Annotated in this window: 14 protein-coding genes; 8 read left to right on the top strand and 6 right to left on the bottom strand. The window is 64.2% G+C overall.

Annotation, left to right across the window (positions count from 1 at the left end; genetic code table 11):
- The first annotated feature begins 34 nt into the window (after nt 1-34).
- The 7 genes from ACNFH5_RS13415 (at nt 35) to ACNFH5_RS13445 (ending at nt 10867) form a co-directional block, all read left to right on the top strand.
- Complete coding sequence (locus ACNFH5_RS13415) at nt 35-2743, top strand: LuxR C-terminal-related transcriptional regulator (RefSeq protein ID WP_416746623.1); 2709 nt, start codon at nt 35-37, stop codon at nt 2741-2743.
- Between the two features lies 1 nt (nt 2744).
- Nucleotides 2745-5468, top strand: coding sequence for a LuxR C-terminal-related transcriptional regulator (locus tag ACNFH5_RS13420; protein WP_416746625.1), 2724 nt, complete (start codon nt 2745-2747; stop codon nt 5466-5468).
- A gap of 230 nt (nt 5469-5698) precedes the next feature.
- Entirely contained in the window at nt 5699-6154 is a 456-nt protein-coding gene (locus ACNFH5_RS13425) for a DUF6160 family protein (RefSeq protein WP_017516894.1), read from the top strand.
- 89 nt (nt 6155-6243) lie between these two features.
- On the top strand, nt 6244-7005 hold the full coding sequence (locus ACNFH5_RS13430; RefSeq protein WP_416746627.1) for a C39 family peptidase: 762 nt from the start codon (nt 6244-6246) through the stop codon (nt 7003-7005).
- Between the two features lie 48 nt (nt 7006-7053).
- A complete protein-coding gene (locus ACNFH5_RS13435; protein ID WP_416746629.1) occupies nt 7054-8058 on the top strand; it encodes a transporter in 1005 nt (334 codons plus the stop codon).
- Between the two features lie 18 nt (nt 8059-8076).
- Nucleotides 8077-9675 carry an outer membrane protein transport protein gene (locus ACNFH5_RS13440; RefSeq protein WP_416746631.1) on the top strand — a complete coding sequence of 533 codons (1599 nt, stop codon included), beginning with the start codon at nt 8077-8079 and terminating at the stop codon, nt 9673-9675.
- A gap of 55 nt (nt 9676-9730) precedes the next feature.
- Complete coding sequence (locus ACNFH5_RS13445) at nt 9731-10867, top strand: MalM family protein (RefSeq protein WP_416747304.1); 1137 nt, start codon at nt 9731-9733, stop codon at nt 10865-10867.
- Nucleotides 10868-11082: 215 nt separating this feature from the next.
- Here the strand turns inward: ACNFH5_RS13445 and ACNFH5_RS13450 are convergent, their stop codons facing one another.
- The 6 genes from ACNFH5_RS13450 to ACNFH5_RS13475 all read right to left on the bottom strand — a co-directional run bounded on the left by ACNFH5_RS13450 (nt 11083) and on the right by ACNFH5_RS13475 (nt 17950).
- On the bottom strand, nt 11083-12069 hold the full coding sequence (locus ACNFH5_RS13450; RefSeq protein ID WP_416746633.1) for an alpha-L-glutamate ligase-like protein: 987 nt from the start codon (nt 12067-12069) through the stop codon (nt 11083-11085).
- A 3-nt stretch (nt 12070-12072) separates the two neighbouring features.
- Nucleotides 12073-13605 carry an inactive transglutaminase family protein gene (locus tag ACNFH5_RS13455; RefSeq protein ID WP_416746635.1) on the bottom strand — a complete coding sequence of 511 codons (1533 nt, stop codon included), beginning with the start codon at nt 13603-13605 and terminating at the stop codon, nt 12073-12075.
- Nucleotides 13606-13609: 4 nt separating this feature from the next.
- The gene (locus ACNFH5_RS13460; protein ID WP_416746637.1) at nt 13610-14152 is read right to left on the bottom strand and encodes an ATP-dependent zinc protease; all 543 of its coding nucleotides are present in this window, start codon (nt 14150-14152) and stop codon (nt 13610-13612) included.
- Between the two features lie 274 nt (nt 14153-14426).
- On the bottom strand, nt 14427-15320 hold the full coding sequence (locus ACNFH5_RS13465) for a DUF2950 domain-containing protein (protein ID WP_416746639.1): 894 nt from the start codon (nt 15318-15320) through the stop codon (nt 14427-14429).
- A 10-nt stretch (nt 15321-15330) separates the two neighbouring features.
- The gene (locus tag ACNFH5_RS13470) at nt 15331-16971 is read right to left on the bottom strand and encodes a DUF3300 domain-containing protein (RefSeq protein WP_416746641.1); all 1641 of its coding nucleotides are present in this window, start codon (nt 16969-16971) and stop codon (nt 15331-15333) included.
- 160 nt (nt 16972-17131) lie between these two features.
- Nucleotides 17132-17950 (bottom strand): pyruvate, water dikinase regulatory protein, encoded by an 819-nt coding sequence (locus ACNFH5_RS13475; protein ID WP_017516884.1) that lies wholly within the window; start codon nt 17948-17950, stop codon nt 17132-17134.
- Nucleotides 17951-18116: 166 nt separating this feature from the next.
- Between ACNFH5_RS13475 and ppsA the strand changes: the two genes are divergently transcribed.
- The gene (gene ppsA, locus ACNFH5_RS13480) at nt 18117-20486 is read left to right on the top strand and encodes a phosphoenolpyruvate synthase (RefSeq protein WP_416746643.1); all 2370 of its coding nucleotides are present in this window, start codon (nt 18117-18119) and stop codon (nt 20484-20486) included.
- Nucleotides 20487-20547: the final 61 nt, after the last annotated feature.

The following is a 20547-nucleotide window of genomic DNA, read 5'->3' on the forward strand; positions in this document are numbered from 1 at the left end:
TACCAACAACGATAATGACATAGGGATACAGGCCGTGGATGTAGTGCTCGAGCCCGCAGCCGGCAGCCTTCTGCGCTCCAGATTAACACCCCCCCGGGTGCCTGCTGATTATTTGATTCGTCCCGAGGTCCAGAATGCCCTGGACCGACATCCTTATGCCTCGATACTGCAGTTCTGCGCCCCAGCCGGTTTCGGCAAGACCACCGCGCTGGCGGCACTGGCCGGCAGGCGTGCCAGTGAAGGCCATCAGGTCGCCTGGCTCTCCCTTGAGGGTGATGACGACGACCCCGGCCGTTTCTGCCTGAAGCTCATCCAGGCGTTGGCCAGCGCTGTGCCGGGCACCGGCGAGGACGCGCTGGGCTATGTGCGCAACACCATGCGCGTGCCCGTGGTCGCGGTCATGGAAAGCCTGCTGATGGACCTTTCCCGCGACGAGCGCAAGGTACTGCTGGTACTCGACGACCTGCATGAGATCACCCATTCCGACGTCTTCGCCGGCCTCAATCGCCTAGTGCAATACGCCCCGCCAGGCCTCACCCTGGCGATCGGCAGCCGTTCGCAGCCGCCGCTGAACCTTGCCACCTGGCGCGCCAAGGGGCTGCTGCTGGAAGTTGGCCAGGACGAGCTGCGCCTTTCCCGCGACGAAACCCGCGAATACCTGGCCCGTGATGGCCTGCAACTCGAAGATAGCTGCCTGCAGTCGCTGCACAACCAGACCGAAGGTTGGATGGCGGGGGTTCATCTGGTCAGCCTGTGGCTACGCCAGCAGCCGGGAACACCGGAAGATCTCAAACTGTTCAGCAGTGACAAGGCGGCGGTGGGCGATTACCTGCTGCGCGCGGTGTTCGAGCGCCTGCCGGCCGATGTGCAGGACGCATTGCTATCACTGGGGATCGCCAATCGCCTGAATGGCGACCTGGCCAACACGCTGGCCGGTCGCCAGGACGGCCAGGCGCTGCTGGAGCACCTGGACAGCATGCAGCTGTTCCTCCTGCCGCTGGACCGTGATCGCCAGTGGTACCGCTTCCACCAGTTGTTCGCCGATTTCCTCCGTGCGCGCCTGCGCGAGCGCGACCCGGAGCGCTTCAAGCAACTGCATTTCAACGCCAGCCTTTGGTTCACCAACCATCACATGCCGACCCTGGCCATCGAGCACGCCTGCCTCGCCGAGGACCCGGAGATGCTCGCCGCGCTGGTGGACGGGTGCGGCCTGGAGCTGATCAACCGCGGCCAGCTCTACCTGATTTCACGCTGGCGCAAGCACGTGCCGGACGAGATCGCCGAGCGCTACCCGATCCTCGTGCTCAGCGACGTCTGGACCCGCGCCACGGAGCTCAGCCTGCCTGAAGCCAATCGCATGATCGATGAGCTGCTGGCGCGCTGGGGCGACTCGCGCGGCAACGGCCCGATGGGCAATCAGTACCTCTCGGCGCTGGCGGTGAAAGCCGTGCTGGCCTTGCAGAAGGATGACCTCGAACAGTGCATCACTCTGGCGCGCAAGGTGGAGAGCCAACTGGGGCAGAATTCGGCATTCCTTGAAGGCGCCATCCTGCTGATCGGCGCCTTCGCCCAGGTCATCCGCGGCCAGGCGGAGCAGGCGCGCCGCCTGATGGGGCTGGCGCAACAACGCAATCACTTCCTCGACGGCCGCTACCTGCACATGCAGCAGTGCACCATCGAAGTGGTGCTGGCGCTGGAACAGGGCCAGGTCAAGCAGGCGCAGATGCTCATCGAGCGCGTGCGCGAGCAGGCCATGCCGTTGTTCGACAAACGCTCCCAGGCCCTGGCGCTGCCGGCCATCGCCGAAGCGCTGACGGCTTACTACCGCACCGAACTGGACGGCCTGGAAGATCGCCTGCGCTGGGCGTTGGGCCGGGTCGACGTGGTCAACCCCATCGATCTGTACGCACAGGGCATGCAGTGCCTGGCGCGCATCCAGCGCCTGCAGGGGCGCGGCAAGGAGGCGCTGGCCACGCTCGGGCTGATGCAGACCCTGGCTTCGCGCAACCAGTCCTGGCGCTTCTTCGCCATGGCGGTGGGCGAGGAGATCAACCTGATCCTCCAGGAAACCGCCACCGATCGCTGCAAACGCGCCGAGCAGCGCCTCAAGGCGATCGATTGGGTGAAGCTCGCCAGCCATTACAAGCAGATGCCGTTCAACCCGGTGCTCTGGGTGCAGGGCATCAGCCGCGTGCGCCTGCTCCAGGCGCGCGGGCACTTCAGTGAGGCGCTGCACGAAATCACCCAACTGCGCGGCATGCTGCAGGCGGGCTGGCACGGCCTGCAACGGCTGCGCCTGGACCTGCTGGCGGCTCTGAGCTACCAGCGCCTGGGCTACCAGGAACGTTCCCACAGCCTGCTCGGCCAATGCCTGGTCGGCGCCGAACGGGAAGGGGTGCGGAGCATTTTCATCGAGGAAGGCGAGGGGATTCGCCAGTTGCTGCAGCAGCTGGAGTCCACCGAGCGACAACCGGCACTGCAGGTCTTCATTCGTGGAATGTTGACCGTCTGGCCGGGGCAGGAAGCACGCAGGTCGCCCGAGGTGCTCGAAGAAGGTCTGACTGACCGAGAGCGCGAAGTGGTATGCCTGGCGGCCCAGGGACTCTCCAACGAGGAGATCGGCCAGCAGCTGTCGCTGGCCCTGGGCACCGTCAAATGGCACCTGCACAACATCTACGAGAAGCTCAAGGTGCGCAATCGGACCCAAGCGATACGCCGTGCCCGCGAGCTGAGTCTGCTCTGACATGACGACCCTGACCACATTGCCGCAGCAGCCTACGCCGCTGCTGCGCACCAAGCTGTTCCCGCCGCGCACCGACAGCGTTTCGCTGCTGCAGCGGCGGGCATTGATCGACCGCCTCTACGCCAACCGCACGCAGCGCGTGCTGATCCTCAGCGCCCCAGCCGGCTTCGGCAAGAGCACCATTCTCAGCCTGTTCCGCCAGCGTTTGCTGGAGGGCGGTGCACGGGTTGCCTGGATGTCCTGCGACGAGGGCGACAGTGAGCCGCAGCGCCTGGTGCAGTACCTGGTGGCGAGCATCCGCAGCGTCGAGGCGGACTTCGGCACCAACACCTCGAACCTGCTGCAGTCGGACATGACTCTGCCGCTGGAAGGCATCATCGACGCCTTCCTTTCCGATCTGCGCCGTCTCGACGGGCCGCTCTACCTGCTGCTCGACGACTTCCACCAGATCCGCCACCCGGCCCTGGCCCACGGCGCGCGCTACCTGATCGAGCACCTGCCGGACAATATCCGCCTGGTTACCAGCACCCGCTACCGCCCACGCTTCCTGGTGGACGAGCCGGGCCTGGCGCCCTGGGCTTTCTGCCTGAGCGGCGACGATCTGCGCCTGACCCGCGAGGAAACCGACACCTTCCTCACCGAACTCAAGGGCCTGGCCCTGAGCGACAGCGAGCTCAAGCTGCTGCACAAGCGCACTGAAGGCTGGATCACCGCGTTGCACCTCGCCGCCCTGGCGCTGGCGCGCAACCCGGATCGCGCGGCGCTGCTCAAGGGGCTTTCCGGCACCGAACGCGACCTCGCCGACTACCTCGCCGAGGACGTGCTGCGTAGCCTGCCCGAACCCTTGCAGCAGTTTCTCGACCAGACCTCGGTGCTCGACGAATTCTGCGCCGAACTGTGCAATGCCCTGACCGGGCGCCGCGACGGCCTGGATATGCTGATGCGGCTGCAGAACGAGCAGCTGTTCATCATCCCGCTGGACGACCAGCGCGAGTGGTTCCGTTACCACCACCTGTTCGCCGAATTCCTCCAGGGCCGCCTGGCGCGCAACTCCGACCCGACGCCGTTGCTGCATGCTGCCGCGCGCTGGTGCGAAGGGCGTGATATGGCCGACCGCGCGATCAAGTACGCCCTGCGCGCACGCGACTATGCCTTCGCTGCCGACTTGCTGGAGCGCCAGGGCGCCAAGCTGATTGCCGGCAACCGGGTCTACGGCATTCTTGGCATGCTCAGCAGCATTCCCGCCGAGGTGATCCGCGAGCATCCGGTGTTCCAGATTTTCTATGCCTGGCAGTTGGCCTTCGAACAGAAGTTCGCCGAGGCCGAGGCGCTGATCGAAGAGCTCAGCGGGCGGTTGCTGCAAGGGCAGGGCAAGGTGCGCCACTTCGGCATGGCCGAGCTGCTCGCCGTGGCCCAGGTGCTCAAGGCACTGGTGCTGCTCTATCAGGACAAACTGGAAGGTTGTCTGAAGGTGGCGCGCCAGTGGTTGGCGTTGGTGCCGGGTAATCAGCCGGTGTTCCGCGCCAGCCTGTCGTGCATCCAGGCGGCAGCCTATGCGCTGCTGGGCGACTACGCTGAGGCGGCCAATGCCATCGGTGTGGCCCGCGATTGTCTGCGCATGGCCGACAGCGAATACCTGCAGGTCGTGGTCAGCATGATCGAGGCGCTGATCTGCAAGGAGCGCGGCGAGCTGGAGCGCGGCCGGACCATCGCCGAAAGCGCGCGCAGCCGCGTGGAGCGCGTCTTCGGTCGGCGCAGCCGGGTCGGTGGGCCGCTGTCGCTGGCCTATGCCGACCTGCTGTACGAGCAGGATCGCCACGCGGCGATCCTCGCCGAACTACCGCTGGCCACCACCTGGCGCGACGTCGCCACGCCGGTGGAACTGATCAGCCGAGGCAAGCTGGTGATGGCCAAGGCGCGATTCTTCGCCGGCGAGGCCGAACAAGGGTTGGCGCAGCTCGACGAATGGCTGGTTGGCCTGCAGTCGCCCGGCTATGAACGGGTGCATGCGCTGGCGATGAGCTGCAAGGTGCAATTGCTGCTGTGGATGCGTCGGCCCAACGAGGCCGAGCGGGTCTGCCTGCAACTGGAACGGCACCTGTCCGGACTCAATGCCGAACGCTATGCCGACGCCCATACCGCCCTGGTCCTGGCCGAAGCGCGCCTGGCGCTGTCGGAGCGTCGTGCCGAACGGGCGCAGCAGCGTCTGGAATCGTGCCTGGCGGGCTTTACCTCGCCCTATCAGCGCGACCGGCGGCTGCGTCTGTCGCTGTTACTTTCTGTGGCGTATTGGCAGAAAGGTAACAGCGAAAAAGCCTTTGCCTTGTTCGCCCCCACCCTCGAGGAAGCCTGGAATCTGGGCTACCGGCGGCTGTTCCAGGATGACGCGCTGTGGCTGCTGCCGCTATGGGATGCCTGGAAGGGTGCCGAGCCCAAGCGCGCATCGGCCTGGCAGGGGGTAGCGGAAATGCTCCGCGAGCAGTGCCGCAGACTTTCCGTCGACCCGGAAAGTTTCGATGAAAATCAGGATGTTAGCCATCGCGAACGGGAGATTCTGCGGCTCGTCGCGGCGGGTTTGTCGAACCGGGATATCGCCCAGGCGGTGCATCTGTCGGAGGCCACCATCAAGTGGCATCTGCACAACCTGTTCGCCAAGCTCGGCGTGCGCAGTCGGACCCAGGCGGTACTCAAGGGGAAGAGTCTGGGATTGCTGAGCGAAGCTTGAGTCAGACGGTTGGTTTGCGCCATCCCTTGGATGGGCTGGCAGGTTCACGGCGGGTCAGTAGCTTGGAGATCAGGACGCGAAGCCTCGTGCTTCACGAATCCATGCCCGCGGCGCCTAAGGAAGAAGTCGGGGGTCTGGAAGATCGGCAGCAGCCGGTCAACCTGCAGCGGGGTAGGACGCCCCTTGCAGTGCCTGGGGCAACCCCACCTGAACACTGGAGAGTTATAACAATGAAAATCAAGCAACTGGTTCTTGCAAGCGCAGTTCTGGCCGCTCCGTTCCTGGCACATGCCGACATGAAATCCATGGATGACGCTGCACTGTCCGGTATCACCGGCCAGGATGGCATCAGCATTTCCGGTACCTTCAACGCCTCCATCGGCGCTGTCACCTACAAGGACGCCGACACCAACGGCGGTTCCCTGGTCCTGCAGGGTATCCACCTGCCGAGCGTGACCATCGCCGACAACGCCCCGATGACCGTCGACGTGGTGAAAACCAACATCACTCCGGTTGGCGGCGGCACCGCCGTTGCCACCGAGCAACTGGCCATCGGCCTGCCCACCGTGACCGGCGACGTCACCATCGACGCGGTCAAGGTCGGCACCGGCGGCGCCAGCATCGGCTCGCTGACCGTTTCCAACCTGAACCTGGCCGGTTCGACCGTGAAGGTCTGGGGTCACTGATCCCAAGGGTGAAGCGCAGTCCCCCTTGCCGGCGTCTGCCGGCAAGGGTCTTCCAGGATTGATTTCCAGTATTTGAAGAGAGGGGTGGGATGTTCGAGATTCTGCTGGGAAGCCTGCTGGGCCTGTTCGGTTTTACCCAGGCCGTGGATACCAAGCCGCAACAGCAGGGCACAGTGAACATCTCGCAGCCGCTCACGCCCAACGGTCCCTTCCGCGAGTCGGTCCAGCTCGAGCCGATGAGCCAGGTGCAGTTCCGCAACGTCATCCGCCAGGCCTACGACTACAGCTGCGGCTCTGCAGCGCTGACCACGCTGCTGGATTACTACCTGGGCCGCAACCTGGAAGAGCGTCAGGTCATGGAAGGCCTGATCAAGTACGGCGAGGCCGACAAGATCGTCCAGCGCCGTGGATTCTCGCTTCTGGACATGAAGCGCTACGCCGCCGCACTGGGCTACAAGAGTGGCGGCTTCCGTGCCGAGTTCTCCGACCTGGACTCGCTCGAACACCCGGCGCTGGTGCCGATCCACTATGCCGGCTTCAAGCATTTCGTCGTGGTCCGCGACGTCTACAACGACCACGTTTTCGTTGCCGATCCTGCCTTGGGCAACATCAGTTTCACCCGCGCCCGTTTCGAGGAAATCTGGGACCAGAACGTACTCTTCGTCATCTACCCCAGCGGCCAGGAGCCCAGGAACGCCCTGGAGCTGCGCGAGGCCGACCTGCGCCTGGTGGACGACCGGACTGTCAGCCTGCTGGCTTTCCGCGAATTCCCGGAGATGAGCAAGGTCACCCAGAACCAGATTGGCGAAGCCGCCACGAATGGAGATGTCCAGTACATCCGGCGCAAGTGATCGCCCGATCGGCCCATACGAATAAGAACAAGACCAGGGGATAGCAACATGGATTTCAAGGGGTTTGCGTGCGTTGCCGCTCTGGCCTTGCTGGCAAGTACCAGCACATTCGCCGAAGAAGCGACAACCGAAGACGCGCGAGATGCGCTGGCCAAGAAGGATACCGACGCCGACAGCGCCAAGGCGTTGGAGCAGGTATTCCAGGCAGCCGAGAAGAGCTACACCCTGCTCAAGAAGGGTGAGCGCCAGCTGACCTACGGCTTCGACTACACCCTGATGCGCGACACCCGTCTGCAGGCCGTGCGCAGTGGCGAGAACGTCTACAGTGTGCTGGCCCAGAGCGAGGCGCAGCACACCTTCACCAACTCCTTCACCTTCGACTACGGCATCTGGGACAACCTGACTTTCAGCATGCGCCTGCCGTTCGTGGCCAAGTACGACACCGAGCGCGACATCCATGCCTACAGCCTGGGCGACGTCTCCGCGACCCTGCGCTGGCAGCCCTGGGCCGCGCGCCGCGGCCGGCCGGTCACCACGCTCTACGCGACCCTCGGCCTGCCCACTGGCGACAGCCCGTACAAGGGCAACGTGCAGGACGACGTATCCACCGGCGCCGGTTACTACAGCCTCGGCGCGGGGGCCAACATGTCCTACGTGATCGACCCGGTCGTGCTCTACGGCTCGCTCGGTTACACCTACAACATGAAGGTCGACGACATCCACCAGAACCAGTTCGGCGAAGAACTGGAGAAGGTGGTACCGGGCGATACCCTCAACTTCGCCATGGGTATGGCGTACGCGCTGTCCTACGACGTGTCCCTGGCCACTTCCTACCAGATGGCCTACTCGTTCAAGAACAAGTACTACTTCAACGACCGCACGGTCGAGGCGCCCGAGCAGACCAGCGCGATCATGAACTTCTCGCTCGGCCTGCGAACATCGCCGGATTACATCGTCAACGTGAACGCCGGTTTCGGTCTGACCGAAGACTCGCCGGATGTACTGCTGGGGGTTTCCCTGCCCCTGGATATCCAAGGCCTCAAAGCCCAGTAACCGACGAGCGACCACCACATGACTATGCGCATTTCGCCCCTCGCGGTGGCGATGGCAGGGGTAGGGTTTGGCTGGGCGACGCTGGCCAACGCCCAGTTGGCCAACGACCTGACCATCGGCAACCCCAAGGCCATGGCCATGGCCAACGCGGTCACGGCCGACTCCACCGGCATCGACGCGGTGCACTACAACCCCGCCGCCCTGACCAAGCTCAAGGGCCGTCAGACCCAGATCAAGCTGATCACCGGGGTCATGGATATCCGCGCCGGCTTCAAGGCGCCGCCGGATTACGGCTCTTCCTCCTTCGGCCTGGACGACGACCCGGTGGCGGGCGAAAACAGCCGCACCCTGACCCCGACCATGTACCTGCCCGGCCTCGGCGGCATGACCGACATGCCACTGCTGGTGGCGCCGCTGGCTGGCTTGTCGATCAACCCGCCGGGCTCCAAGTTCACCTTTGCCACCAACGTCTACGCGCCCCAGGCCCTGGGCTATTCGCGCGATTCGGACAGCGATCCGGCGCGCTACGAAGGCCGCCGCGTCTCGCTGCAGCGCATCACCTACTTCTCGCCCTCGGTGGGCTACGAGGTCAACGACGACCTGTCGGTGGGCTTGAGCGTCGGCTTCTCTCACCAGGCCATGGCGCTGGACACCGACTTCCGCAACCCAGGCCTGCTCACCGGCCTGCTGCAGACCCTGCACGACACTACCTGCGTGCCCGGCGCCCAGGAGATCGTCGAACTGGTATTCAACGTCTGTGGCGGCCGCATCGGCCCCTACGACTCATTGGCCAACCTCAAGCTGGACATGCAGCAGACGCTCTCGCCCAGCTTCAACCTGGGGGTGCTCTGGGAGCCCTACGATTGGCTGGCCTGGGGCGCGACCTACCAGAGCGAGTCGCGCATGCACCTCAAGGGCAAGTATCGCGTCGACTACACCAAGGACTGGCAGGGCTTCTGGTCGGGCATGCAGAGCTCGGTGTTCGGCGCTTTCCTCAGTCCGCTGTTCCCCTACGGCAACGCCGAGGAAGAACATGGCGTGGCCACGCTGAACATGGTCAACCCGGACAGCTTCTCCACCGGCATCAAGCTGCGTCCGTTCGACAAATGGCAGTTCAACTTCGACCTGAAGTGGACCGACTACAGCGACTGGAACAAGCTGGAAATCGAATTCGACAAGGAACTCGACCTGCTGCGCATCGCCAAGAACTTCGCACCCAACGGCGCCACCGACCACAGCATCATCCTCGACCGTGGTTACCAGGACACCTGGAGTTACGCCATGGGGATGCAGTACGACGTCAACGACCGTCTGCAACTGCGCGCCGGCTACGAGTACCGCCCCTCGGCAATCCCCAAGGACAAGGCCGATGCCCTGGTGCCCATCGGCGACGCCGACCTCTACGGCCTGGGCCTGGGCTACCAGTGGGACAAGGACACGGTGATCGACCTGGGCTTCAACTACTTCGTCTCCAAGCAGAGCATCAAGGCAGGCACCAGCTGCAACCTGAACTGCACCGGCATCGACAACCTGGTCTACAACCCCTATGCCGGCCTCGACGTCAGCACCACGGTGAAGGCCTACGTCTTCGCCATGACTTACCGCACCACTTTCTGAGGGCTTGAACATGAGCAGGCTGACCCTCCTGATTTCCTGCTGCGCCGCCATCGGCATGAGCGCGTCGGCGCAGGCAGCCAGCGGCCGCTACTTATCGTGGATCGACGACAGCGGCCAGGTGCACAACACCTTCGTCGACGCCAACTACGCCCAGCAGCAGCGCCAGGCGGACAAGCGTATCGACCAGAGCGATCGCGCGCGGCTGATCGATCTCAGTGCCACCCAGTGGCCGGGCAGCCGGCCGGCGGGGGAGAGTAAGCGCCGCTACTTCACCTGGGTGGACGCCCAGGGCAACCTGCAGAACAGTTTCTATGCTGCCGGTCAGGTGGCACCCGGCCGTGCCGACTACGTGCTGCCCAACGGCGACCACTCCTCCGAGTACATCGACGCGGAGTCCTATGAGGATCGCGGTTTCGTCCGTAGCGAAAACGGCAACCCTTACTTCACCTGGGTCGACGACAAGGGCCAGGTGCGCAACTCGCCGATCACCGCGGAGCAACGTGGCGAGATGTTCCGTCGGGGCGAGCAGGGCGGCAGCAACATCGCCTTCACTGAAGGCCGCCAGATCGACTTGAAGACGCGCCCGAGCAACTTGCCGGGGCTCGATGGCGCGGGCGAGCAGACCGATGCCATGAAGGCGCTGCTCAAGGGCAGCGGCAAGACCCTGGATGACCTTTACGTCGACCTGCAGCGGCGTTGCTGCGATCAGATGGGCGACGGCGATTTCACCGAGTTGTCGGCGGAGGAACCGCGCTACGAGGAGCTGAACAAGTTCTCGCCGAGCTTCGACTTCCCCATGGGCAAGAGCTATTTCGTGGCGATGAAGCTGCCCAGCTCCCAACGCGTCTACGGCCTGCGCGTGCGCAGTTTCGCCAATCACCAGGTGGTCTACCCGTCGCTGCTGTTCCTCGATGAACAGAAGCGCCCGACCCGGCTGGTGAGCGATGCGGTGTACAAGCTGAACCCGGAAACCTGGTACCGCTATGCGTTCATCGAGGGGACCATCCCGGTGCGCGCCAACCAGGGCGAGCGCTACGTGCTGCTGCTCACCACCGACGAGGACCGCAGCCTGCAGACCCTCGACAACAAGCCCTACAAACGCCCGCTGGAAGACCTGGCGGTGAACGAGGCGGGGATGAAGGTGCGTGAGCACGGCGACCAGGGCGGGTTCGAGCTGGCAGTGGTGCGCTGAGCTGATGCTCTTTGTAGGACCGAGGGGACGCCTGGTTCTTGCTCGCGAACCGCCCAACTGCGGAGTCGCCGCGGAGTCCGTTCGCGAGCAAGCTCGCTCCTACAGTCCTGCGCCACCGCTCATTGTCGGAGCGCCCCATGGTCGCGATCGCGGGCACCGGAGGGCAATAAAAAAGCCCGGCATTTTTGCCGGGCTTTTTCATGGGGCAGGGCGCCTCAGACTTCCTTCGGATGCACGTGGCCGAAGAGTTGCTGGGAGAAGCGCACGCGCTCCTCCACGGTCTCCTTCACGCCCTTGGCTTCCAGTTCGGCGATATGCGCTTCGACGGCATGGGTGCGCAGGGTGAGACCGCAGTCGTTGGCGATCTGGATGTTCAGGCCGGGGCGTGCGTTGAGTTCGAGGATCAGCGGGCCCTTGTCCTGGTCCAGCACCATGTCCACGCCGATGTAGCCCAGGCCGCACAGCTCGTAGCAGCCGGCGGCGAGCTTCATGAAGCCGTCCCAGTTGGGCAACTGCACGCCGTCCACCGCATTGGTGGTGTCCGGGTGCTTGCTGATCTTGTTGTTCAGCCAGGTGCCGCGCAGGGTCAGGCCGGTGGCCAGGTCCACACCCACGCCGATGGCGCCCTGGTGCAGGTTGGCCTTGCCGTTGGACTGGCGGGTCGGCAGGCGCAGCATCGCCATCACCGGGTAGCCCATCAGAACGATGATGCGGATGTCCGGCACGCCTTCGTAGCTGATGCTCTTGAAGATCTGGTCCGGGGTCACCCGGTACTCGATCAGCGCGCGGTCGCGGTGGCCGCCCAGGGAGTACAGGCCGGTGAGGATGCTCGACAGCTGGTGCTCGATTTCCTCATGGCTGATGATCCGCCCGGAGACCGTCTTGTAGCGCTCTTCGAAGCGGTCGGCGATCACCAGGATGCCGTCGCCGCCGGCGCCCTGCGCCGGCTTGATCACGAAGTCGCTGCGCTCGCCGATGATTTCCGGCAGGCGTTCGATCTCCTTCTCGGTGGAGATGATCCCGTACATTTCCGGTACGTGGATGCCCGCCTCGATGGCGCGCTGCTTGGTGATGATCTTGTCATCGACGATCGGGTACAGGTGCCGTTGGTTGTACTTCAGCACGTAGTCCGCGTTTCGCCGGTTGATGCCCATGATGCCTTTGGCTTCCAGGGCTCTCCATCGCTTGATCAGGCCGAACATGGCTTAGTCCTTGAGGAAGGCTTTGAAGCGGAACAGTTCGGTCAGGCGGTATCCGCGGTAGCGACCCATCGCCAGCATGAACGACACCAGGATCAGCAGCACGGCCGGGAAGGTGAACACGAAGTACACCAGCTCCGGTACGCGCATCAGGATGTGCGCCAGTGCAGCGGCGAACAGTGTTCCGATGGCGGCCTTCATGGCGTGGGCGGCGCCGCGTTCTTCCCAGGTGATCGACAGGCGTTCGATGCTCATGGTCAGGATCACCATCGGGAACAGGGCGACCGACAGGCCGCTCTCGAAGCCGAGCTTGTGACTGAGCAGGCTGATGGCGGCGATCATCACCACCACGAAGGTCAGCACCACCGACAGGCGTGGCAGCATCTGCAGCTTCAGGTGTTCCAGGTACGAGCGTAGCGACAGGCCCAGCGCGGTGATCACGGTGAACAGGCCGATACCCCACTGCAGGCCGGTCTCGCGGAAGGCCAGGGCGATCAGCACCGGGGTGAAGGTACCCAGGGTCTGCAGGCCGATCAGGTTGCGCAGCACCAGGATCACCAGTACACCGAACGGGATCATGATCATGATCTGGAAGGTCTGCTGGGTGGACAGCGGCAGGCCGTACAGCGAGTACTCGAGGAAGGCTGCGTCGGTGTTCTCGTCCGACAGCTTGGCCAGGCGGATGGCATTCATCTCGCTGCTGTTGAGGCTGAAGCTGACCTGGGCCTTCTTGCCGCCCTCGATGGACAGCAGGCTCTCGTCACCCAGCCACCAGATCAGGCGGTCGTTGGGCAGGCCGCGTTCGCCGGTTTCCGGGTTGAAGTACAGCCATTCCTTGCCGTTGTAGCTGCGCAGCCAGAGTTCGGGCTGCTGCGGCTGGTTGGCGATCAGGCGGATGGTGTGCACGCGCTCCAGCGGCACGTGGGCCACCGCGAGCAGGGTCTCGACCACGTGGGAGCGCTTGTCCAGGCTGGTGTCGCCGGCCAGCAGCAGTTTCACGTTGTCATCGTTGAGGTTGTTGGCGCGCTTGATCGCTTCGCTGACGAAGGTCTCGACGTCCGCCGAGTGCTGGCGGATGGGCGCGATCAGGGCTTCGGCGGCGATCTTGTCCGGGCCTTCCAGGGGCAGGCTGTCACGGAAGATCGGGCCCTTTTCCTTGGCCTTCTCGCTGGCGCCGGCATAGCGCTTGGTCAGCACCAGGCGGTAGTAGAGGGTCTGCTGGCCGGTGGCGCGGCGCGAGGACCAGGTGACCTTGCGGTTGCCATCGGAGCGGTTGATGCCCACGCCGTAGTTGTTGGAGACGAAGCTCTCGTTGAGGCTGACGTAATCCTGGGTCAGCGGCGGTACGAACATCTGCACCTTCACCGGGGTCTTCGGCGTGGCGACGAACTCGACCTTGGCGTCGATGTTCCATAGGTCGTCGGTCTCGGCCTCGGTCATGGGAATGCCGAGGACGAAGATCTGGTAGGCGGTGATCGCGACGCCCAGCGTCAGCAGGATGGCGATCAGGACCTTCAGATGCAGGGTAAGAGAGCGCATGGGATTACTCGGCAGGTTTCGCTACGGGTTGGCAGCCGGGCTTGCCGGCGGCGTATTTCAGGCTCGGGTCGACCAGGGCGCCGAAGCGCTTGAGCGCGTCGGAGCCGATCAGAAGCGGGTATTGGAAGGCGCTGCGGTCGGTAAGGTTCACTTCGATGGTGCGCAGGGCCTTGCCCATGCACAGCTCGAGCTCGATTACCGGACGCGCGGTGTAGGCCTTGCCTTCGTCAGGATCGTAGTCACCGTGGCGGCGCTTGATCTTGCTGATGCGCGCCAGGGGCTTCTCGATCGGCTGGCTGTCGGCGGTGTCGGTGGCCAGGTAGAAGCGCACCCAGGTCTCGCCGTCGCGCTTGAAGCGCTTGATGTCGCGGGCACTGAGGGATGCGGTCTTGGCGCCGGTGTCGAGCTTGGCGGCCAGTTCGATGTCCAGGTCGTTGATCCGGGCGTATTCGTTCAGGCCATAGACGGCCTTGCCGGCAGCGGCGCTGATGCCGGGTAGCAGGAAGATGCTCAGGAAAAGGAGCAGGGCTGTGGGCTTGAGTCTCATGGGCCTTGATGAGTGAGTGGCCGCAAAGCCTTGAAAAGAAACGCCCCGGTCGTCACCCCATGTGGCTGTGGCCGGCATGCCGGCCGGCGGGGCCTGGTGACGCCAGGCAATAGCGCGGCGAATTCTATCATGTGGTTTTTCGCTGGCGACAGTCGGTTGGCGCCTTGGCAGGGTATTTGTTTCAGGCTCATGACAGCCCGGAGCATGCTCCGGGATTCCCCTGAGCCCGTCCGGCTGACAGGCGGCCGGAAGGGCTCGGGAAGGGTTCAGTCGCTCAGGGTTTGGTTTCCGGCAGGGTCACCTCTGTCCAACTGCTGTCCGGGTCGAAACGGGTCATCTTCATGGCGATCTTGCTGCTCTCCGGTCCGAGGTTCTTGGAGAAGATTTCGCCATCGTGGCTGATCATGAAGCTCATGACACCGCTGTCGCCGTACTTCACCGGCCAGGCAACCAGAGCGAAGCCGCGGGTCATCTTGCCGCCGATCAGATAGTCGTAAGCGCCGCCGGGCGCCGAGGGGCCCTGGGCGGTGAGGATGCGATAGTGGTAGCCATGCCAGCCATCACCGGGCAGCTCGTCGCCGAACAGTGGGCCGAGCGGACTTTGCGCGCCACCTTCTTCTTCCGGCCAGTACAGGCCGTCATGCTGCCCGTCACTGCTGACGAATTTCTGGGCGTACTCCAGAACCCCGTCACCATTGCGGTCGACCTCAGCGAAGTCCATCTGCGCGTCGTGGTAGGCCTGTACGGCCTCCAGTGCCGATTCCTCATTGCGGCCGATGCGGCGGATGCGGATTTCCTCGCCGCCAGCCTTGGCGTTGAAGGCCCAGCCTTTTTTCTCGTGGACGATTGGCAAGGGCAGGGTCCAGGGATCGTTGCCGACGACCAGGTGGGCGAGATGGGGGTTGTCCTTCTCGATCTGATGCTTGTCCTTGTAGTGCGCGAGGAAGGCGTCAACCTCGGCGCGGTCGATGCCCGCCGTGGGGATGTAGCTCTGCCAATCATTGCCCAGCAGCGCCGCGAGGCGCTCGGGATCGGCCTTTTCGGTTCCCAGGGCGGCGACGAAGGCATCTGCGGCCGCGTCGGGGGTGGGGAAGCTTTCCTGTGCCAGCAGGCTGGCGGGCAGGGCGGCGAGGAGGGCGAGCGCCAGCAGGCGCGATGCGATGGGCATGGCTCGTCTCCTATCGGCGTCCGCCGCCACGCGGTGCGCGGGCGGGGCGTTGCACGGTATGGCCGGCGCGGGCGGCCTGCGGGCGACTTGCCGCGGCGCGACTGACCTGGCCCCGGTTGGCGAATTCACGGGATTGTCTCGGGTTGTTGGCACCGGCGAAGGCATTGTTGCGTGGGGCCTGGGTTCGGGAGTGCTGCTGGCGCGCCTGTTCGCGGATCTGCTGATTGTTCTGCGCCCGAGGCCGCTGCTGAGCCTGTGCGCTGCGGTTCTGTGCCACGTTCTGCGCGCGCTGACGGGCTTCGGGATTGTTCTTCAGTTCGCGCGTGGCGTTCTGCGCGCGCTCACGGGCCTGATTGACGTCGCGCGGCTCGCGATTGGCTTGCTGGGCGCGCTGCAGGGCTTGCGGGTTGTCGCGCAGGTCGCGGGTGGCTGCCTGGGCTCGTTCCCGAGCCAGGGCGTTGTTCGCGGCAGGTGGGGCGATGCCGCGTTCAGCCAGGCTCTGCTGCGCTCGTGAGCGCTCCTGAGCGCGGGTTGAGTCGAACCCGCGCATTGCTTCGCGCTGTTCGCCGCCGGCCAGCCGCCGGTTGTACTGCTCGCGGCTGCGGTTGTCGCGGTAGGGCACCCCGTTGCGGTAGGTCGGGTCATGGCGCCACGCGGCACGGTTGCCATTAACGTTCTGGCTGAACTCGCGATTCACGTTTCGATTGACGTTCCGGTTGCTGTTGAAGTTGTTGTAGTGCTCAACGTCCACATCGATCTCATGGTCGTCCCAGTCGCAGTCGCCCCAGAGCGAGCCGACGATGGCGACGCCCGCGCCAAATGCCAAACCGCTGGCCAGCGCGGTGGCGACGGGGTATTGGGGCGGTGGCGGATAGTAGACCGGCGGGCTGGACGGGTAGGCCCAGGTGCCATAGACCTGCGTGGGGTTGTAGCTGGGGACGTAGACTACTTGCGGATCGGCGGGCTCGATGATGATCGTCTGCGCTGGCGCTGCCTGCTGAACGACCTGGGTGCCGCCGGATGCAGGCTGGGCCGGGGCCGGTGGCGCCGGTTTCACGGTGACGGTCTGTTGCTCGTTCGACTGCAGGTTGCCGGCCGCCTGGGCCTGGCGGCGCAGGCGCTGGATGGAATCCATCACCGCGTCGGGCTGGGCGAGGAAAGCATCGCCTACGCGCTGCACCCAGACCGGGTCCTGGCCCAGCGTGGCCAATGCCAGCGGGAAAGCGACCAGCGATTGCACGCTTGGGTCCCATGGCTGATCTGCCACCTGCTTGACGGCGTCGTCGCCACTGACTTTGGGGTGAGCTTTCGACCATGCTGCCGCGTCGGCGACGTTGCCGGGATAGGTGGTCGCCATAAGGACCTGGGCCAGCAGGGAATCGGGATACAGCGCCAGGGGGGCGAGCATCTGGTCCAGTTGCTCGGTGCTGAACACCGCCTGGGCTTGTTGCTCCGCCGCTTGAGTAGCGGGTGGCGTGGCTGGCGGCGCGGGCGCAGCAGCCGGGGCCGGCGGTGGCGGCGCAGGCGTAGCGGCGGGCTGGGCGGCGGCGGGGGTGCTAGGGGGTGGCGTCTTGGCGTTGGGTGGTTCGTCCGAATCACAACCCGACAGCGCCAACAACACGACCAGCATCAGATACTGACATTCTCGCATGGCGCTCTCCTGTGCCGTTGCCGTGGAATGCCCGCCCCATGACCTGAGTCATGGGGAAATCGTGGGTCTGGAGAATGATAGGCGCAGCGGCGAAAAGCTGCCGAAAAGACAACGGCCGGGATGGCCGGCCGTCGAAAGGAGGGAGTGCGAGGCGCGGTGGTTACTTGAGGCGGCGCTCGACGCCTTTTTCCACCAGGATCTTCGCGGAGATTTCCTCCACCGAGAAATGCGTGGAATTGATGTAGGCGATGTTCTCGCGGCGGAACAGGTTTTCCACCTCGCGAACCTCGAATTCGCACTGGGCGAAACTGGCGTAGCGGCTGTTGGGCTTGCGTTCGTGGCGGATGGCGGTGAGCCGGTCCGGGTCTATGGTCAGACCAAACAGCTTGTGCTTGTAGGGCTTGAGCGCGTTGGGCAACTGCAGGCGCTCCATGTCTTCTTCGGTCAGCGGGTAGTTCGCCGCGCGGATACCGTATTGCAGGGCCATATAGAGGCAGGTGGGCGTCTTGCCGCAGCGCGAGACACCGACCAGGATGAGGTCGGCCTTGTCGTAGTAGTGGGTGCGGGCGCCGTCGTCGTTGTCGAGGGCGAAGTTCACCGCGTCGATCCGCTCCATGTAGTGCGGGTTATGGCCGATGCTGTGGGATTTTCCGACGGAGTACGACGAGTCTGAGGATAATTCTTGCTCGAGCGGGGACAAAAAGGTCGAGAAGATGTCAATCATGAAACCGTTGGATTGCGCAAGGACCGAACGGATCTCACGATTGACGATGGTATCGAAGATGATCGGTCTTGCCCCGTCTGCCTCCGCAGCCCGGTTGATTTGCTGTACCATGACGCGCGCTTTTTCTTCGGTATCGATGTAAGGTCGCGTCAGTTTGGTGAAGTTGATGTTCTCGAACTGCGCCAGAAGGCTCTGGCCGAGGGTTTCGGCAGTAATGCCGGTGCCGTCGGAAATGAAGAATGCAGTTCGTTTCATGTGCGCTGCGGGCCTTATTAGGTAGGATTGAATCCTGGTTATGATAGGCCCCACGTTTGCAAGGCCCTTTGCCGGGGCATTCTCACCCATTTTTCCGGCTCCGGCCAGAAGGGTGGGGCCGCTCCGACTTGTATGACCTTTTCCAACACTTAGTGGAGAGATCACCTTGGTAGAGTACGTAGTTTCCCTCGATAAGCTCGGCGTCCACGATGTCGAACATGTGGGGGGCAAGAACGCATCCCTGGGCGAAATGATCAGTAACCTCGCCGGTGCCGGCGTTTCCGTACCGGGTGGCTTCGCCACTACCGCCCAGGCCTACCGTGACTTCCTCGATCAGAGCGGCCTGAATGATCGCATCCACGCGGCGCTCGATGCCCTCGACGTGGACGACGTCAACGCCCTGGCCAAGACCGGCGCGCAGATCCGCCAGTGGGTGATGGAAGCCGAATTCCCCGCCCGTCTCGACGCCGAGATTCGCAAGGCTTTCGCCGAGATGGCCGGCAGCAACGACAACATGGCCGTGGCCGTGCGTTCCTCCGCCACCGCCGAAGACCTGCCGGACGCGTCCTTCGCCGGTCAGCAGGAAACCTTCCTGAACATCCGCGGCGTGGACAACGTGATCCGCGCGGCCAAGGAAGTCTTTGCCTCCCTCTTCAACGACCGTGCCATCGCCTACCGCGTGCACCAGGGCTTCGACCACAAACTGGTCGCCCTGTCCGCCGGTGTGCAGCGCATGGTCCGCTCGGAAACCGGCACTGCCGGCGTGATGTTCACCCTGGACACCGAGTCCGGTTTCCGTGACGTGGTGTTCATCACTGGCGCCTACGGCCTCGGCGAGACCGTGGTGCAGGGTGCGGTGAACCCCGACGAGTTCTACGTCCACAAGCCGACCCTGGAAGCCGGCCGCCCGGCCATCCTGCGCCGCAACCTGGGCAGCAAGGCCATCAAGATGATCTACGGCGACGAAGCCAAGGCCGGCAAATCGGTCAAGGTAGTCGACGTGGAGAAGGCCGACCGCGCGCGCTTCGCCCTGTCCGACGCCGAAGTGATCGAGCTGGCCAAGCAGGCCCTGATCATCGAGAAGCACTACGAGCGTCCGATGGACATCGAGTGGGCAAAGGACGGTGACGACGGCAAGCTGTACATCGTGCAGGCCCGCCCGGAAACGGTGAAGAGCCGTTCCAGTGCCAACGTGATGGAGCGCTACCTGCTCAAGGAAAAAGGCAAGGTCCTGGTCGAAGGCCGCGCCATCGGCCAGCGCATCGGTGCCGGTCCCGTGAAGGTGATCCACGACGTTTCCGAGATGGACAAGGTCCAGCCGGGCGATGTGCTGGTCTCCGACATGACCGATCCGGACTGGGAACCCGTGATGAAGCGCGCCAGCGCGATCGTCACCAACCGTGGCGGCCGTACCTGCCACGCAGCGATCATCGCCCGCGAACTGGGCATCCCGGCAGTCGTCGGTTGCGGCAACGCTACCCAGGCGCTGAAGGATGGCCAGCGTGTGACCGTTTCCTGCGCCGAAGGCGACACCGGCCTGATCTATGAAGGCGAGCTGGGCTTCGACATCCGCCAGAACTCGGTCGATGCCATGCCGGAGCTGCCGTTCAAGATCATGATGAACGTCGGCAACCCCGACCGCGCCTTCGATTTCGCCCAGCTGCCGAACGAAGGTGTGGGCCTGGCCCGCCTGGAATTCATCATCAACCGCATGATCGGCGTGCACCCCAAGGCGTTGCTGAACTTCGCCAGCCTGCCCGCGGACATCAAGGAAAGCGTCGAGAAGCGCATCGCCGGCTACGACGATCCGGTTGGCTTCTACGTCGAGAAGCTGGTCGAGGGTGTCAGCACCCTGGCCGCCGCCTTCTGGCCGAAGAAGGTCATCGTGCGTCTGTCGGACTTCAAGTCCAACGAATACGCCAACCTGATCGGCGGCAAGCTCTACGAGCCGGAAGAAGAAAACCCGATGCTCGGCTTCCGTGGCGCTTCGCGCTACATCAGCGAGTCCTTCCGCGACTGCTTCGAGCTCGAATGCCGCGCGATGAAGAAGGTCCGCAACGAAATGGGCCTGACCAACGTCGAGCTGATGGTGCCGTTCGTGCGTACCCTGGGCGAAGCCTCTCAGGTCGTTGACCTGCTGGCCACCAATGGCCTCAAGCGTGGCGAGAACGGCCTGCGCGTCATCATGATGTGCGAGCTGCCCTCCAACGCCCTGCTGGCTGACGAGTTCCTCGAGTTCTTCGATGGCTTCTCCATCGGCTCCAACGACCTGACCCAGCTGACCCTGGGCCTGGACCGTGACTCGGGCATCGTCGCGCACCTGTTCGATGAACGTAACCCGGCGGTGAAGAAGCTGCTCTCCAACGCCATCCAGGCGTGCAACCGCGCCGGCAAGTACATCGGCATCTGCGGCCAGGGTCCGTCGGACCATCCGGACCTTGCCAAGTGGCTGATGGAGCAGGGCATCGAGAGCGTGTCGCTGAACCCCGACTCAGTCCTCGACACCTGGTTCTTCCTCGCCGAAGGCCAGTCCTGACGGTTCCTTCTCCATCCTGAGAAGGGCGGGTGATTTCACCCGCCCTTTTTTATGCAAGCGA

Source organism: Pseudomonas sp. NY15435 (assembly GCF_048068295.1).
Classification (GTDB): Bacteria; Pseudomonadota; Gammaproteobacteria; order Pseudomonadales; family Pseudomonadaceae; genus Pseudomonas.

Coding starts and splice junctions, on each gene's coding strand:
- ACNFH5_RS13420 (WP_416746625.1), top strand. CDS start 2,745: ATGACGACCCTGACCACATTGCCGCAGCAGCCTACGCCGCTGCTGCGC.
- ACNFH5_RS13425 (WP_017516894.1), top strand. CDS start 5,699: ATGAAAATCAAGCAACTGGTTCTTGCAAGCGCAGTTCTGGCCGCTCCG.
- ACNFH5_RS13430 (WP_416746627.1), top strand. CDS start 6,244: ATGTTCGAGATTCTGCTGGGAAGCCTGCTGGGCCTGTTCGGTTTTACC.
- ACNFH5_RS13435 (WP_416746629.1), top strand. CDS start 7,054: ATGGATTTCAAGGGGTTTGCGTGCGTTGCCGCTCTGGCCTTGCTGGCA.
- ACNFH5_RS13440 (WP_416746631.1), top strand. CDS start 8,077: ATGACTATGCGCATTTCGCCCCTCGCGGTGGCGATGGCAGGGGTAGGG.
- ACNFH5_RS13445 (WP_416747304.1), top strand. CDS start 9,731: ATGAGCGCGTCGGCGCAGGCAGCCAGCGGCCGCTACTTATCGTGGATC.
- ACNFH5_RS13450 (WP_416746633.1), bottom strand. CDS start 12,069: ATGTTCGGCCTGATCAAGCGATGGAGAGCCCTGGAAGCCAAAGGCATC.
- ACNFH5_RS13455 (WP_416746635.1), bottom strand. CDS start 13,605: ATGCGCTCTCTTACCCTGCATCTGAAGGTCCTGATCGCCATCCTGCTG.
- ACNFH5_RS13460 (WP_416746637.1), bottom strand. CDS start 14,152: ATGAGACTCAAGCCCACAGCCCTGCTCCTTTTCCTGAGCATCTTCCTG.
- ACNFH5_RS13465 (WP_416746639.1), bottom strand. CDS start 15,320: ATGCCCATCGCATCGCGCCTGCTGGCGCTCGCCCTCCTCGCCGCCCTG.
- ACNFH5_RS13470 (WP_416746641.1), bottom strand. CDS start 16,971: ATGCGAGAATGTCAGTATCTGATGCTGGTCGTGTTGTTGGCGCTGTCG.
- ACNFH5_RS13475 (WP_017516884.1), bottom strand. CDS start 17,950: ATGAAACGAACTGCATTCTTCATTTCCGACGGCACCGGCATTACTGCC.